This window comes from Acidocella aminolytica 101 = DSM 11237, assembly GCF_900129125.1.
Taxonomy (GTDB): Bacteria; Pseudomonadota; Alphaproteobacteria; order Acetobacterales; family Acetobacteraceae; genus Acidocella; species Acidocella aminolytica.
This window is the reverse complement of sequence record NZ_FQVJ01000023.1, coordinates 16949-32219: the sequence shown is the minus strand read 5'-3', so window position 1 is coordinate 32219 and position 15271 is coordinate 16949. Positions and strand designations below refer to the sequence as shown.

The 15271-nt window shown below is 61.7% G+C and carries 15 protein-coding genes; 1 reads left to right on the top strand and 14 read right to left on the bottom strand.

All coding sequences use genetic code 11. From position 1 onward, the window contains the following. Positions 1–3: 3 nt before the first annotated feature. From mobF to BUB54_RS22095, 9 genes are read right to left on the bottom strand one after another with little or no spacing between them, the layout of a single operon-like run. Complete coding sequence (gene mobF, locus BUB54_RS12575) at positions 4–3822, bottom strand: MobF family relaxase (RefSeq protein WP_048878998.1); 3819 nt, start codon at positions 3820–3822, stop codon at positions 4–6. Further along, positions 3823–4230 carry a hypothetical protein gene (locus BUB54_RS12570; protein WP_048878999.1) on the bottom strand — a complete coding sequence of 136 codons (408 nt, stop codon included), beginning with the start codon at positions 4228–4230 and terminating at the stop codon, positions 3823–3825. It abuts the gene before it with no gap. Between the two features lie 52 nt (positions 4231–4282). Next, on the bottom strand, positions 4283–4507 hold the full coding sequence (locus BUB54_RS12565; RefSeq protein WP_048879000.1) for a hypothetical protein: 225 nt from the start codon (positions 4505–4507) through the stop codon (positions 4283–4285). A gap of 4 nt (positions 4508–4511) precedes the next feature. Next, positions 4512–6377, bottom strand: coding sequence for a type IV secretory system conjugative DNA transfer family protein (locus BUB54_RS12560; RefSeq protein WP_048879001.1), 1866 nt, complete (start codon positions 6375–6377; stop codon positions 4512–4514). 3 nt (positions 6378–6380) lie between these two features. After that, positions 6381–7436 (bottom strand): P-type DNA transfer ATPase VirB11, encoded by a 1056-nt coding sequence (gene virB11 / locus BUB54_RS12555; protein ID WP_244890781.1) that lies wholly within the window; start codon positions 7434–7436, stop codon positions 6381–6383. Beyond that, the gene (gene virB10 / locus BUB54_RS12550) at positions 7411–8616 is read right to left on the bottom strand and encodes a type IV secretion system protein VirB10 (RefSeq protein WP_052948363.1); all 1206 of its coding nucleotides are present in this window, start codon (positions 8614–8616) and stop codon (positions 7411–7413) included. The genes virB11 and virB10 overlap by 26 nt, the downstream gene beginning before the upstream one ends. Beyond that, positions 8613–9539 carry a TrbG/VirB9 family P-type conjugative transfer protein gene (locus tag BUB54_RS12545; protein WP_048879003.1) on the bottom strand — a complete coding sequence of 309 codons (927 nt, stop codon included), beginning with the start codon at positions 9537–9539 and terminating at the stop codon, positions 8613–8615. Before BUB54_RS12545 ends, virB10 begins: the two co-directional genes overlap by 4 nt. After that, a complete protein-coding gene (locus BUB54_RS12540) occupies positions 9536–10228 on the bottom strand; it encodes a type IV secretion system protein VirB8 (protein WP_048879004.1) in 693 nt (230 codons plus the stop codon). Before BUB54_RS12540 ends, BUB54_RS12545 begins: the two co-directional genes overlap by 4 nt. A 6-nt stretch (positions 10229–10234) precedes the next feature. Continuing rightward, positions 10235–10327 carry a type IV secretion system lipoprotein VirB7 gene (locus tag BUB54_RS22095; RefSeq protein WP_373318357.1) on the bottom strand — a complete coding sequence of 31 codons (93 nt, stop codon included), beginning with the start codon at positions 10325–10327 and terminating at the stop codon, positions 10235–10237. Between BUB54_RS22095 and BUB54_RS21525 the strand changes: the two genes are divergently transcribed. After that, positions 10289–10567 (top strand): hypothetical protein, encoded by a 279-nt coding sequence (locus BUB54_RS21525; protein WP_241869383.1) that lies wholly within the window; start codon positions 10289–10291, stop codon positions 10565–10567. The genes BUB54_RS22095 and BUB54_RS21525 overlap by 39 nt on opposite strands. Here the strand turns inward: BUB54_RS21525 and BUB54_RS12530 are convergent. The 5 genes from BUB54_RS12530 to BUB54_RS12510 all read right to left on the bottom strand — a co-directional run bounded on the left by BUB54_RS12530 (position 10525) and on the right by BUB54_RS12510 (position 15271). Next, positions 10525–11442: a type IV secretion system protein gene (locus BUB54_RS12530; RefSeq protein WP_048879006.1), complete on the bottom strand. Its 918-nt coding sequence runs from the start codon at positions 11440–11442 to the stop codon at positions 10525–10527. The genes BUB54_RS21525 and BUB54_RS12530 overlap by 43 nt on opposite strands. Positions 11443–11449: 7 nt before the next feature. Beyond that, on the bottom strand, positions 11450–11809 hold the full coding sequence (locus BUB54_RS12525) for a hypothetical protein (RefSeq protein ID WP_139284893.1): 360 nt from the start codon (positions 11807–11809) through the stop codon (positions 11450–11452). Then, entirely contained in the window at positions 11806–12444 is a 639-nt protein-coding gene (locus BUB54_RS12520; protein ID WP_158320112.1) for a type IV secretion system protein, read from the bottom strand. Before BUB54_RS12520 ends, BUB54_RS12525 begins: the two co-directional genes overlap by 4 nt. Before the next feature lie 96 nt (positions 12445–12540). Continuing rightward, positions 12541–14979 (bottom strand): VirB4 family type IV secretion/conjugal transfer ATPase, encoded by a 2439-nt coding sequence (locus BUB54_RS12515; RefSeq protein WP_277813457.1) that lies wholly within the window; start codon positions 14977–14979, stop codon positions 12541–12543. Further along, positions 14933–15271 carry a type IV secretion system protein VirB3 gene (locus BUB54_RS12510; RefSeq protein ID WP_048879010.1) on the bottom strand — a complete coding sequence of 113 codons (339 nt, stop codon included), beginning with the start codon at positions 15269–15271 and terminating at the stop codon, positions 14933–14935. The genes BUB54_RS12515 and BUB54_RS12510 overlap by 47 nt, the downstream gene beginning before the upstream one ends.

Sequence of the window (15271 nt, the reverse complement as noted above, 5' to 3'; positions counted from 1 at the left end):
CCGTCACCGCCCGCGCCGCCGCGATTGCCGGGGTTGCTTCTCCCACCCGGGCACTCGCTCAGCCCGCTGGCCGAGTTCACGCCAAAATTCCATATCGCTCTGGCGGCTTGCCGCCTGGCGGCGGGCAAGGCTGGCAAGTATTTCCGCCAAATCCGCGCCGATACGGGCCACCCGCCCCAGCACCTCACCATGACGCCGGAGTTGTGCCGCCAAACCAGGCAGCTGCTTTTCAAATGCCAGCGCTATCCGGCGGCTCAACATCCGTTCCCGCAGCACTGATGGCCGCTCCAGGCCGCTCCCCCGCGCTTCCCCCGCCTGGTGCACTCTCTGCACAACCTGAACCGTTCCCCGCCGCAGCCCGGCCGCACGCTCCATCAACCCCAGCGCCGCTTGCTTCTCGGGTGCTTGTGCAAAATTGCGTACGATGTTGTTCAGCACATCAGCGCGCCCAATCTCGCGCCGGTCGCCAAGCGGCCGCCGGGCGATGATCTCGGCGCGCTCCACCCCCTCCGAGGTCACGATAAAACTCTGCTCCCGGTGGCGGCTGCCTGAGGTATAGGCCCCGAATGCCGAGACCAGCTTCGTGCCAGCCGGCATCGCATGAATATGTTCGGTAACCGTACTCCCTTGCGCGGTGTTGGTGGTCAACGCATCGCCGTAGGCCAACTGAACTCTGCCACTTGGCTCGCCCCGCAAGCTCTCCCACGTCACCAGCCCTTCCCTTCCCGTGATGGTCTTCAAGGTCAGTCCAGCCTCATCAATGGCGGTAATTTCCAGCACCGTGCCGTTGCGCCCGATATTCCCGACCGTGCCGGTCTCCGTGAACTTGGCATTGGTCCGCCTGAACAACCGCACCCGGTCACCCAAGGCGAGCGCCAATTCATAGTCCCGCTCCCCTGCACCGTCGGTGGCCCTGAGTGTCACCACATCCATCCCGATCTCTCCCCTATCCCGGCGCTGCTGGCGGATGGCGCGGCTGATATCATGCGCCTCCGCGTTGCTCGGCGCGCTCACCGAAATGCTGAAGTCCACCCGGTCCCGGTTTGCCTCCCACCGTTGCCGCCAAAGCTGGGCAATGTATTGTACCGCGTCCTCATACCCGCCCGGCACAATTTTGAGGGTGCCGTTTTCATCTTTGCGGCGTATCGCTTCTTCCGTCTGGCCATTGCGCAACATCAGCACGGTCTCGCGCTCTTGCTCCGCTGTCTGCCGCACCGAGGAACCTAATTCCGGCACCTTGTCGGCCCCCAACGCCCGACGCAGTAGCTCGATCACCGGCCCGGCCTCCACCGCCTGCATCTGCTTCGGGTCACCAATCATCACCAACTGGAATTTGTGCGCCGCCTGCGCCGCCATGATCACGTTCAATTGCCGCGTGCCCAGTAGTCCCACCTCATCGACCACCACGACCGATTTGCGATCAAGCCGGATCGAGCCGCGCTCTATACCCCGAAAAAAGGCCGCGACCGCCCTGGTATCACCCGCCGGAATACCCGCCCCGGCCAAATCATCCGATTGCCGCCACGCCAGGGCAATGCCATGCACGGCCCTGCCATCCTCCTGCCAGGCCCGAACCAAGGGCTTCAGCAACGTGCTTTTGCCGGAACCCGCCACGCCAATGGCCAAACCAATCCGCCCGCCAGTGCCCAACTGGTCGATAATCTGCCGCTGTGCCCTACCATGCGCGCTGGTAAAATCGATCTCCGGGAATGTGGCCACCGCCGTCGCGATGGCTTTACGTGTGAGGGTTGCACTTCGATCCCGCGCCCCAGCCTGGACCGTTTCAATAAGCCGCTGTTCCTCACGCAGTTCCAGCGTGGTGGTTATCGCCACGCGGTCCCGGCCCTGCCGCCCCGGCACCCGGCCCCAGATCAAGGCGGCATCCTCACCCTGACGCTGCACGCCCCGCTCCCGGAAGGCTTCGGTCAGGGCATCCACGTCGTTGGCCTCGCCAATCCCCGCGGCGATCAGCCCCTTGGCAGCGGCGATCCGGGCATCGGCGCCGTCAATCACCGCCCGCCGGTCGAACTGCTTGCTCAGCAATGGCAAGGCCGCCTGGAATGCGCTCTCCAGCCGCTGCTCCCGGCTCGGCAGGGGGGCGATTTCACCAGGGCGCAAGACGCTGCGATGCTGGTAGCCGAGCCTCGCCGCCATTGCCTGCCAGGCGGCAAGGTCGCTGACATCATCGCTCTTGGCTTCGCGCGGATTCTGTACCCCGGATTTGAGCAGGGCGATTTTCCGGGCGGGCGCGAGATCATCCCACTCAAGCCCCTGCGCCCGCGCATAAACACGTGCCGCCTCGGTGCCGCTTACGGTCCGCTTACTGAATTGCGCCACGACGCTTTCTGGCACAGCGGAGAGCTTGGCCATCCCGGTGCGGGCATCGAGCTCCACCGCCACGCCATGGGCGCGCAGATGATTGGCGAGATAGGCCTGATACAGCGCGCCCCATTCATGGATCCTCCCTTCAAGCAAGGCGAGGTTGATGCTACCCACCCGCCCGCTCGGCGTCTCCACGATGTTGAACAGCGCGACATGGGTGTGCATCTGCATGTCGCCCGGCGCGCGGCCTTGCGTACCGGTCAGCGTGTGCAACTCTGTCACCGGCTCCCCACGCTCATCCGCCCGCACGATCTCAATCGTGGGCCGCGCCGCATAATGATCGAAGGACACCCAGCCAATGGCGCCAGCCTCATAGCCCCGCTTCGCCGCATCCCCGATCGAAGCGCGGCCGATCTCGTGCTCGATGACCGCCATGACATTGTCGATCGCGTCCCGGTGCGCCTGATGCAGCATCGCCTGTTCGGCTTTGGTGGGCGCAAAGGCCCAGGCAATGGAAAGGGACTTGGGCGCGGAGAAAGTCAGGTCGATATAGCCAATCCGCATCTTCGCGGCTTCAAGAATGGCACGGTATTGGCGAGCACTCACTTCCCTGCCCTCGGCGTCCCGACCGGCCAGAATATACGCAAGCTGTTCGGGGGCAGGTGTTTTGTCCTTCACACCCAGGCCCGAGAGCAAACGCCGCACCGCCCGCTCAGCTGCCTCGGCGGATAACGCCTCGCCATTGGCCTTCCGCCCCACCAGCATCTGCTCTAATTGCGCCCGTGTCGGCACCTGCCCCGCATCAAGCCCAAATATCTGCGCCAGTGGCAGGCTCGAGGCGCGCCGCACCTTCCCTTCGATGAAGCCGCCATCGGCGCGCCGGCCATTCAACAGGCACGCCACCTCATCTGGCTTCAGCCCGCGCCGCGGCTCAATCCCCAGCCGCCGCGCCAGCAGCGGGTTCATGTCCCGCCGTGGCGTTGCCGTTGCGCTGCTGCGGTCTGGTGTACTGGCGGCCGCGGCCATTGCGGCATCCAGGCGCTGAGCGATGTCCTCGGTGGCAGTGGCATGCGCGCTATTTGCGCTGCCAGCATTACCGACACCATAACCGGGGCCAATCCCTGACAGACGCGACAGACAAGCCAGCGCCTCGTCTCGGCCCGCCAGCCCCGCCGCCGCGAAGGCCGCGACGGCGGGCAAGACCAACTCATATCCGATTTGTTCCCGGCCCTGCCCCCAAGACACGCCACTCTCAGCGAGGCGCGCCGCTTCCGCCTGCACCAGCCCATCCAGCACCTCGGCCGCCAAAAGCGTGCCACCCGCCATGAACCGGCCGTAACGCGAAGCGGCGGCATCGGCGAGCGTCGGTGGGGTTACACCCTGCTCGTAATATTCTGCCATCGCCGCCATTTCCGGGGACAAGGTCTGCTGCAATAAATGCTCGCTCATGAACCGCGCTGCACCCGATGCCCCTGCTGCGCCGGTGCGATAGGTCAGCATTCAACCGCCCTCGCCGTCCATGGCCGGACCTTGCGGCCATGCCGGTCCGTTTTGATCGGAAGGCGTTTCGGCAGGCGGTCCGTCAAAGGCCATGCTCAGAATTTGCGCCAGCCCGTCGAATTTGCGTTCCACATCCCCAACCGACGCATCCAGCTCCATGATCGCGGCGGTGAGGCTCTGGAGTGTTGTGAGCAGCGGCGAAGGTGCCGCATCCTCAGCGGCGAACTCGTTGAGCTTGCGCAGCAGCGTTGTCTGCACATGCAGCGTATCCAGCATCAGCCCCAGCGCGCCACTCATCGCCGCCTGCCCGGCATCTAACGCCGCCAGCCGCGCGGCAATCAACTCCAGGGATATAGGTGGCGCTGGCTGCCCCCTGCGATGTTCCGCCTTGTCGCTCTGACGTTCCATCACAGGAGCGGAGGAATGCTGACGCAACCTGGCGCGGACCGTCCAAGGATCGTCACGGCGTCAGCCGCCGCCGATGCGCCACATCCATGGGCGGCGCGTCCAGATCATTGAGTGTTGGCTGGCGCGCGCTGTCAGGGATACGCGCTTCCGCCCGCGCATCGCGCAGCAGGCTCGCCGCCCGGGAGAGGGCCGCATTCTTCTCCGGCCCGGATTTACTGGCCACCGACAGCCAGTACGCGGCTGCGGCACGGTCGAGATCGGCATCGATTTCAGACATTGGGTTATGCTCCTTCCCGGTTTGATTGCTGCTTGGCGCCGGTCTGATGTGCCGGCTTGTGGAAGCGGTTTTCCGCCACACGCGCGCGCATCTCGGGACGCCTAAAATAAATCGCCCGTCCGCAGCGCAGCGGCGCCATGCCGCGCGCCAGTACAAACATTTCGTCGTCGCGCACATCGTGCATCAGTTCGGCCTTGCGGATCAGCGGGCGCCCGATTTCATGATAAGAAATATTCGAACCGCGCGAGAGCGAAGAAGATTGCATCGCTTTGCCGGATTTACCGGTATTCATGCCCTCGGAGCTTGCCATGACACCGTAGGTGCCAAACGAATTTTCCAACTCGGTGGCGGTGTCCAGATCCTGTACCGCCGCATAGCAGCGATAAGACACGCCATCATACCAAGACCGCTTGCCCTGCTCGCCCCATTGTTCGACGATCTGCCCGCTCGACTGGTAGAGCAGCTGCATGGTGATGCCGTATTTGCGTCCGGCATCGCGCGCGGTCTCCAGAATTTTCATATAGCCCAGCCGGGCCGCCTCATCGAGCAGGAACAGCACCCGCCCCTGCATCGCCCCATCGGCCTCGTACACGGCATTGAGCAACGCGCCGATGATGGTGCGCGATATGCCAGGCTCTGTCTCCAGCGCCTTCAACGGCATTTTGAGAAAGATCGTCACCTTGCCGTCGAGCAGGGCGGAGGTCCTAAAACTGTTGCCGGAGACCAAATTGGCGAAGGCAGGGTTGGCGAGCCAAGTGGTGAGCTCGGCGGCACTGCCGATCACCCCGCTGAACGTCTCCTCGACCAGCCCGCAAACCGGCCCCGCCAGCTGGCGCGCATAGAGGCTGGGGCTCGTCTCAAATATCCCGCGCAACACGGCCCGGACCTCCTTGACCGGCATGGCGATTGCCTGACGGACCGCCCGCAAGGTTTTAAGTTTTTCGGGTGCAGCCTCGTCGAACAAAATATGCGCCAGGAAGCAGCGCACGACATTACGGGCCATGCTATCGAAAAAATCATCCTTCTTAGCTGCCGGCTTGTGATCCCCGCAGACCCAGGCCACCACGGAATCGATATTCGTTGCCGCCAGTGGTGAGGTGGTGTCGATCCAGTCCAGCACATTGAACCCAGTCCCCGCGCGCGGATCGAGTTCATGCACCTTGTGCCCCATCGCCTTGCGCGCCTCCCGCAGCATCGGCGCCAGTTCGCCAGCAGGGTCGAGAATGACCGCAGCACCCGTCCAATGCAGCAGGCTGGAGACCGCCGTGGTGGTCTTAAAGCCGCCGCTGCCGATGATCATCAGCGAGTGCGTTGGCCCCTCCCGGCACGGGTCAATCAGCAGCGGCGCCTGCCCGCCCTGCCCCCAACTTTTGGCGTCCTCCGGGTCGAAGCGCCGTGCCGCTATTTTGTCCTGATCGACCCGATAAGCCTCGCCCACGACGATACCACCAAAGCCAGGGTTAGGCCCCGGGAACCGCTCCCGCGCCGCCGCCATCCTCATCCAGGCCGCGCGGCCATGATTATCCGTCACCGCCAGAGGGGATTTGACGATGCCGCCCAATAGCGGCCGCCGGAGCTTTGGTCCTACCACGCGCTGGGCACGATAAATCAGTGCCCCGATCATCAGTCCCGGCGGTAAAACGCCTACCCCAGCGCCAATTTTAAGCCAGAGCGCGACACGCGGGTTGCCATCAAAGTTCAGCGCATAGAGCCACCATTGCCAGAAAGGGTGGGCAAATGCGTGCAACAGCCCGGTCCCAAACAGAAACACAAAGGACGCCACCACCGTCCAGGCAATCAGCGCCAGGATAATACCAAAACCGGCTTTGACGATGAGCTGCCCCGCTTGGTCTGAGAGGGTGATGCTCATGGCTCAAGCCGCCCGCAGCAAATGCGCTGCCGTCTCACCACGACGAGCGGCATCGGCGGCGAACCAGACCTCGCCGATCTGATAAACCGCCCCTTCATTGTGAAACGGGATGATCAGATCGACAGCAGCGGACAAGAACTCCATCAGTGTTCTGTCATCCCAACGCCCGCCTTGCGGGCTGCCCTTCACCAGCGCGAACAGCCGCCGGAAGGCCTGTTCAGGGTTCCGGCCATGGATGGTGGTGATCGAACCAGGATGGCCGGAGACGATCTCATTGATATAGGTCCAGGCCGAGTCATCGCGCAGTTCCTGCAACAAGATCCGGTCCGGCTTCATGCGCAGGCTGGCCTGCAGCAGCATCTCCGGCGTCACCCGGGCTGAGCCGATATTATCCTTGCCGTAAAGCAGGCGGACATGGTTGGGCTGCGGAATCACCAGCTCGAGCGTATCCTCGATGGTGATCAGGCGCTCATGGGCCGGGATGGCGCTGATCAGGGTCTTGCTCATGGTCGTCTTGCCTGAGCCGGTGGCGCCACAAAGCAGAATAGTCAGCCGCGCCCGCACCGCGCGTTCCAGGAACTTTTGGATATCCCCTTCATCGTACAGAGCGAGCAAAGCGGCATAATCATGCTGCGCCGCTTGCTCACGGCCAGCCCAGAGATTCCAGCCCGTCACTCGGTAGCGGCTCACCAGCGAGTCGAGCGGCGCCACCGAGACCCCAGGCTTGCGGATGGTGATACTCAGCGAACCTCGCGGCACGGCGGGCGGCATGCAGATTTGCAGCCGCTCACCACCCGGCAGCTCCGTGGCACAAAGCGGGCTGCGCGGCCCGACATCCTGTTTGCGCAATGCCCCGGCCAAGGTGGCAATATCCTCGAGGTCCGCATAATCGAACGGCACTGCTTCGGCACGGAACTGGCCGCGCTGGCGCACGAACAGCTCGCCGGGCCGGTTGATGCAAATCTCCTCCGTCGCCGGGTCATCCAGCCAGGGCGCCAGAGGCTGCATCAGGTAATTCAGCAATTGCGCCGCCTCACCCACCATCGCCGGTCTCCGCACCAATATTGTCCAGCCGCAGACGGTACACGCTGGAAAAATCCAGATCATGCGCGACGATCAATGACACGGTATCACCCTGGTTCTTGGTCAGGGTCGGCGGGATATTGATCGAATTGGCCAGTGCCGTATTGGCAACCGATTGGCCATTGCTTTGCGCGGCATAAACAAAACCGAGGGCCGCCTGCTGCGAGGTCGAGTTGTTGTTGCCATTGCCCGCTGCCGCCAGGGTTCCGGCCTGCAAGCCGCCCTGCACCAGTGTCAGCATCAGCGCCCCGCCAAACCTGTCCCAGAAATGATTATTCACCGCTCCCGGCAAACCCGCCCGGCCCAGCTCATCAGAGCCAGGTGAATCCAGCGTGACGATCACATGATCCGGTGTCTCCGCCCGGGTCCAATCGACGAACACCCGGTTCTGCCCCTGCAGCAGCCCGGTTTCCAACTGACCGATGATTTTGGTGCCGCGATCCAGCAGCACGACATTGCCCGTGGCGCCTCTGATATCGATCGGCACAACACAGGTGACCAGCCCCGGCAGCTGACTGTCGATGGCGGTTTGCAGGGTGCAGGGAATTATCGTGCCTTCAGTGATCACCATGTCCGGATGCCGCATAACCGTGGCCTGTTCGCCATCCAGAACTGTCGGCTTCAGCCGGGCCGCCAAAGGGGATTGATCGGGTGCTGGCGGGACCACCGCGCCGCCAGGCTGAGCGCTCGCAGTGGATGCCGAAGCCTGCTGAACAGGCACGGGCACGCTCGAGCCAGAATATGCCAGGATCGGCGCCGATTGCGGTGAGGATTGCGATGCAGACCCAAGCAACGGCGCCTGTGCATCCGTTGGCGTAGGCAAGGTCTGTACAACAGGCTTGGTGGCTTGCGCGGGCGGGGCGGCAAATACCTCGCCCCCACTCGTGTACAAAGCTGGGACAGCGCCGCGTCCCACCGCCCGCTTATGGCTGAACAGCGCGTTGAACCAGATAAACCCCAGCCCCAGCACCCCGATCAGCGCCAAGAGACCGAGCTTGGTGCCAATGCTCAACTCCCGGCGCGCAGTACCTGCAACCGGCGAACGCCCATCCTCGACGGGTGATCCCCCTGCCTGCGATGCTGTTTGCGCCGCTGACGTTTGAGCGGCCGGGGCCGAGCCGGGAGTCTGCTGGCCGCCCGGAACCTGTCCGCTCATGGCGATGCCTCTTTCTGCGGCGCGCTTGGCGGCACAACGACCCGCGACACGTCCGGGCTAGTCGTCCCGGTTTCGGGATTACCACCCACCGACTGATAGCCAAGATTGTAGATATTCAGCACCGTGCCGCCATCGCGCAGCCGCCACTCCCGCGCGGTCTGGTCAAGCTGTACGATATCGCCATTGACCGCGTAACTGGCGCTGGCCTCCTTGCCATCCGGGTCGATCACGAAGATCGAAGGAATGCGCTGATTCCCGGCAAATTGCAGCAGGGTGGAATAGCCGTTATCCCACACCGCCACCGGCGCGAGGGAGCGGTCACCTTGGGCAACATAGCGGTAATTGCGCGGCCCGGCACTGGGATTGGTCTGCTCATCTTGCAGCGCCGCATTCGCCGCCATTTGCGTCGCCCGCCGCAAGGCCTGCTGGTTGAGCTGCTCCACCTTTTTGGCATCGAGAGCCGCGCGCGCCGCCGCAGCTTTGGCCGCGTCCGCCGGATAGGTGAACTGCACCGCATAGAACACGCCCTTGGCGCCATCCGCCGTGCTCGGCGCGCTCACCGTCTCGATCTCAAACACATAGCGGCGCAGCGACCCATCCGAGCGCTGGGTCAGCACAATAATTGGCTGCAATGTCAGCGCCGCACTGGGCTTGAGGAACAGATAATTCCCCTTCGGCACAGCCGCCAGATGCAGACTGTCGGTTTCCGCGACGGAGGTTACGGTTTCGTCGGGGGCGAAGCTGACCACCATCGTTGCTCCCACGATGGTCGATAAATGCACCACCTGCCCGGGATTATAGGCGACATAGCGCATGCGGCTGTCATACCGTCCGGCGACCGGGGTTTGATCCGCATGAGCCTGATGCGCCACCGCCATGGTCAGCCACCAGCCAAATGCGGCCGCTGCAAGAACCCGCCTCATGGTGCGGTATCCTCTTCATCCTGATAGCTGGTGATAATGATCCCGCCCGGATCGGTCAGGCGTTCAGCATCGGGCAAGGTGTCGACCTGCTCGAATTGTTCGGTGGCGGTCCAGGTGGTCGTGACAGCGCTATTCATGCCCGCCTCGAAAATCCGCTGATAACGCACCTGCGCCACACCCGGCCCGATCAGCGCCACTGAGATCGGCTCAACCGTGACCACACCGTTCTTGCCGATGATCACTTGTGGGGATTGCGGGTTCGGATAATTGAACCAGGCTTGATACGCGGCTTTGGTGGCAGCATCCGACATGCCGGAGACAATGTCGTAGCGATAGCGCGCTGTGTCATAGGAGTACCCCTCGCGCATCTGCACATATTGCCAGAGGGCAGAGCGGATCACCGCCTGATGCGTGGAAGCCGGCAAGGTGGAAAGCGAAACAGAATCATCGATCGTGCCGTCCGGGCGGATCAGAAAATACACCGGCACCAATTTGGTCAACGGCAGCATGGAGGCCACAGCCCAACCCAGACCGGCATTGGCCACCATGGAAACCACTAGCGCCACCAAGGCACCTTTGGAGAGCAGCCGCGCTGAGCGCGTCCGCGCTTCCTGGAAGGACAGCACTTGCTTGTAATGCTGCTCCAGCATGGCGGGTGCGAGGGGGAAAGCACCTGAGGATTGGTCCATAGCGCCCTACCGATCCGCGACTTTTGGGGGTGCCGCCAAATCACGCGGCGTTGGCTGCCAATGCCCCGCATTCAGCGCGAAGAGCGGCCCGGACGCCACAGCAAGCGGATCGGGATTGGAGCAACCAGCGAGGAGGCCAAAAGTGATAAGAACCAAGCACAATTTCACGAATTTTCCAGCAAGGCGCAAAACACCAGGCAACGGTTTGGCAGAGATGAATTTCCGGCACAAAATCCATCCCCAAAAAAAGCAACTGGCGCTTTCAGCAAAATATGGAACAAACTGCGCGTTTGCGTTCATCTGACCGACCCCGTATTTGCTTTACTACGTGACGTCTGAACGATACGCCTCGCCTGCGTTGCCGAAGCAGCCATGGCAAGGGGACTTACAGAGATTCCACCGCCAATATAGGCGGCAATCCCTGGCAGGAAGCAGGTTATCAAGCTGCCAATCGCCAGGAAGATAACGAGCTGTGTGCAAATCAAAATTGCTTCTGGTTTTGATGCCGTTGCGACATCACCCAATGTGCTGTTCACGTAGGTGATAAAGCCATTGATGATAATGGCTAAAACGATGTCGACCAGCAACGTCAAAAGCGTTAGTCCTATAAGCTTTCCAACAAACCGGTCGGCGACACCCCTTGTAGCTCCGAACAAGTAACCCGCAAGAACAAACGATCCCAAGCAAACGACAACATCCGTTAATATTCTTGTTGCTTCGTAGATCAAAAAGACCAAACCAATAGGGAAGACCATCAGGCTTTGCAAGATCGCAAGCTGAACGGAGTAAAGCACATTCAGAAAATTCATGTGATTTTCAGCGATGGCAAAGACCTCTGACGCCGAATTCCAAAGAGCGTCGAATTGATGCGCGGCCGGTGCCGAACCCGTGACGCCCAAAAACGTAGATGCCAAATAGTTTGGCAACCCCACCGTGAAGAACGTTACGACATACTGGTCATAGAGAGTTGTTGACATCAAAACCCCGGTGACCAGGCTAATCGTTATAATCCGGCTGACGCCTTGGCGAACAGCGACATCACCCCGCATAACCAAGATACCTGTTACAATGATCCACAGAACCACAAGTGCGGTTAAAGGCCCCTGGATCGCTGACATCGCCGCATTGACAGTTGTCTCCAAGCTGCTCGTAAACGGCGCCTGGATGATTTGATCAAAAGTATAGAATGGCGCGTAATTGTCCGTACTGGCCATTTTTACCTCATGGCACTTTCATGGCGTTTGATTTCGCCAATGCATTATTTTGAGCGGCGGCATTGCGCATTTGAACGGCAAGCAATTGCTCCTCGGCCGACTCGACATTCTGACAGGCGGCTTGAGATATCGTAGCGGCATTATCGCCGCACCGCGCCTCGTCCTGTTTGACGATGTCGGGATGTGCGACATACCAGCTGGCTGTATGCACAATTGCGGTTGGAGGGAGCTCGAACACCTGCCCTTGCCCGGATATCGAGCGGCCAGAGCGATGTGCGCTATATTCGATGCCGCCGATCAACCCACTCACACCGGCTATCGCTACAACGGCAACAATGATTTGTATTCGGGACGGGTAAAACATCATTGCCCTCCATTTGCGGCTGCATCAGCCTGCAATTCGCTTACAAGATTGGTCTGGTCCTCATCATATTGTTCTTGTTGCTGCTGTTGCTGAGACTGCGCCTGCTCGCTGGCCAGCACCTGAAGATTCTGCGCCTGCGCCTGTTGCGCCTGTACGAACTGGCTCTCCGCCGCGATACGGCCGTTGATCGCGTCAACCTGCGTGATGGAACTTGCCGCGTTCAGATCCGATTCCAAACTCGGCAATTCCTGCATGCGCTGCTGAATAGAAGCAAGATTCGTTGCCGCCATGCCTTCGATATTAGCAATGCTATTACCATTGGCATTCAGCTGCGCACTCGCGATCGAGCCATCCGTTGGCGAATAAACATGGCTTTGGTTATAATAACTCGCCGCCGCACCGGTGGGCGAAGTAGAGCCGTCGACCAATCCCGCCATCGCATTGGCCACCGGCATCGGATTTTCAATGGACTGATTTTCCATCCCCGCCGCCATACCGAGAATATTGGTGGGGTTGGTGAACATCTGATAAGTCTGCTCAAGCTGGGCAAGTTGCGCCTTGAGCTGCTCAACCGCAAGAACCTCCTGTGCCGCGGTTCGAATATTCTGTGCCAGATTGGCGCTATCGATCACCGCCATCTGTGCTACGGCCTGCTGCGCCGCGCCCAGGTCAAACATCACGCCGGCGCCCAATATCACAGCCGCGAACAATGCTGGTCTCATAAGATCCTCCTGTCAGTCCTTGGCATCATGATAGGAACGCAAAAATTCCGGCAGCCATTGCTCGGGAACATCGCCCAGCCGCCGGCGCAGTTTTTCCGCGAAGCGCACAGTATTAGCGCGACCTGAGAGAATGGCGACATAGTCGCGCATCGCACTCAAATCGAATTCGCAGATGACACTGGCTTTCTCGCGTTTGAGCAGGAACCGGCGTTTGCCCACCACCATGTACTCGCGCACGGCGCGATACTCACCTTCGGTGCATTTGAGCCCATCAATATAGACCGCTCGATCCGCCGTCGGCGACGGGAACATGATTTTCGTTTGGCATTGCGCCACGATCGATGGCCCAAGCGGGCTTTCCAGAATATGCTCGGGCATCTGTAAGGCCAGAAATACCGCGCCATTGCTCTTGCGCACGGTCAGCAGCAGATTATCCACCACGGCGGCGAATTGTGGGTTCTTGAGATAGAAGCGGAATTCATCGATGCTCAGCACCACCCGCCGCCCATCGAGAATCTGCGTCACCCGGTAGAGCAGATAAGCCCCGGCGGGCGCACAGACCTCGTCATGCTCCAGCAATTGCGTCATATCGACGCCGGTAATCGCGCCATCGAGACTGACGTCATCCCGCTCGCCGTCAAACGCCCAGCCCAGGGCGTTGCCTCGGCACCATTTCTCAAGCCGGGGGCCAAGCCCCATCGGGTCGGTATGACCGAGGAACTCCCGCAGACCCGCAAGCGAGCGCAACTCCTCCGGCATACTCAACTGCCGGGCGATGGCGCGCTCCAGGCGCTTTTCTTCATCGGGGGCGAGACCGCCTTTGCCGTCGCTTTGCACCAGCGCGATCAACCAGCCCCGCAGAAAATCCCGATCCGCTTCGGTATCCTTGAGGCCTCGTAAGGGTGCGAGGCCGGAGGCTTCGCCGCGCCGCAATTCGAGATATGTCCCAGCCGTGGCACGGACCAGCAATTCTCCGCCCCGGTCCTTATCGAAAAACACCACAGACCCATTGGGCCGTGGGGACGGCCCCTCCGCGTCAGCGTGCGGCACCATCGCCTGCTCGAACATCGCGAGCAGAAACATCAACAGCGCGGTCTTGCCGGAGCCGATGGGTCCGAAGATGATCGTCATCGCCACATCGGCCACATGCGGCACGTAATCATAAGCAGTGCCGCCATCGGTACGGAACCGCGCGATGGGAGCGCCCCAGTGGCCGGCTTTTTCTCCGGCGGGGAAATTGTCGAAGCTGGAAAGCCCGGCGAAATTGCGTGAGTTGATCGCCCCCGGCCGGGTCCGCCATTCCAGATTACCTGGCAGTTGCGACCAGAAAGCCGCCTCCAACCCTAGCCGCTCCTCAACCACCACCGCCCCGGCATCGGCCAACCGTCCGCGCGCCAGCCCCGCCCGCTCCTCCACCTCGGCCAGCGAAGTGCCATATACCGCCAGCGAGAGGTGGTGCGCGCCCATGACGAATTCGTTGGATGCCAGGGCATCCGCCGCCTCATCCAGCCCGGCAATCTGGCTTAGCGCCTTATCCTGCGCGCCCAGCATCTGCGCGGATTTCAAGGAAAGCCGGTCCTGCGCCTGGGCGCGGGTGACGAAGGCGAAGGATTGCGACAACACGATGGGGAACGGCACCGAGAGCAGCGTGTTGAGCATCCCCGGCCTGGTCTTGGCCGGGTATTCGCGGAAGGAAAAAATGGTCCCGAACAGGCTTTTGTCCGGGGCACGGATTTCAATGCCGCGCCGCCCGCAAATCACGCGGTCAGTGTAGATCGAATCTCCCAGATGCCCGGAGATGATCGGTACGGGTAGCGGCCGGGCGGTGACGACCAACCGCAGCGCCTCAGCTATTTCCGAGAAGGCAATACCATCCCGCTCAACCACCCCCAGCCGCCGGACTCTGAACCCTTCCAGCCCATTCGCCAGAATGATCCACTTATCCTCTAACTCCCGCGCCAGCCCCTCCGAGGTCTCCGGTATTTTACGCCCCCGCCGCGCCCATTTTCGGGCTATGCCCGTGCCCAGCGGGCTGCGCGGTGAAACAAGCAGGCTGACGAAATAATCATTCCGATACAGCCGGCCATCCAGAGCGCTCCGCCTGTAGGTTTCATCCAACGCCTGGGCAAAGCCCGAGCGGAACCGGCGGGCGGGAACCGCGCCCGCGTCTTCATGGCGGATAAGATGCGTATGGAGGGTGACGTTATCATCGGCGAGATTGCGGTACAGAGTGTTGAGCAGCCGCAGCCGGGCGTTACGCGCTGCATGGTCAGCCAGTTCGAACGCCTGACCCTCCACATTTGCCATTGCCAGCAGCGCGCCATTTTCCAGCAGCAGGGTTTGCGGCCCGATATGCCCGATATAGGGCAGATACTGCGTGGCGGCGCGCTCGGTGCGGCTGGCATCACCCCACATCGAGCATCCCCCGCCCATGGCCATTACGATGGCCACGAACCGGCGCCGGCGACACCGACGCCCCGCCCCAGCGCTTGCTATCAACCGAGCGGCCTGCGGTGCGCAAATAAAGCAGCACAACACCAACCGCGTTATAATCGCGCGCCACCAGCTCGCGTGCCGCCAGCCAGAGTGGCGCCATGACTGCCAGATAAAGCGGGTTCTTCAGCACCACCACGATCAGCCCGGCCAGCATGAGCAGCATGGCCCCGAGACTGAGCGGCACGCCCATGAACATCGCGGGTCTCGTTGCCGCGAGGTACAGCGTATCGGTCTCCAGGGGCTCCAT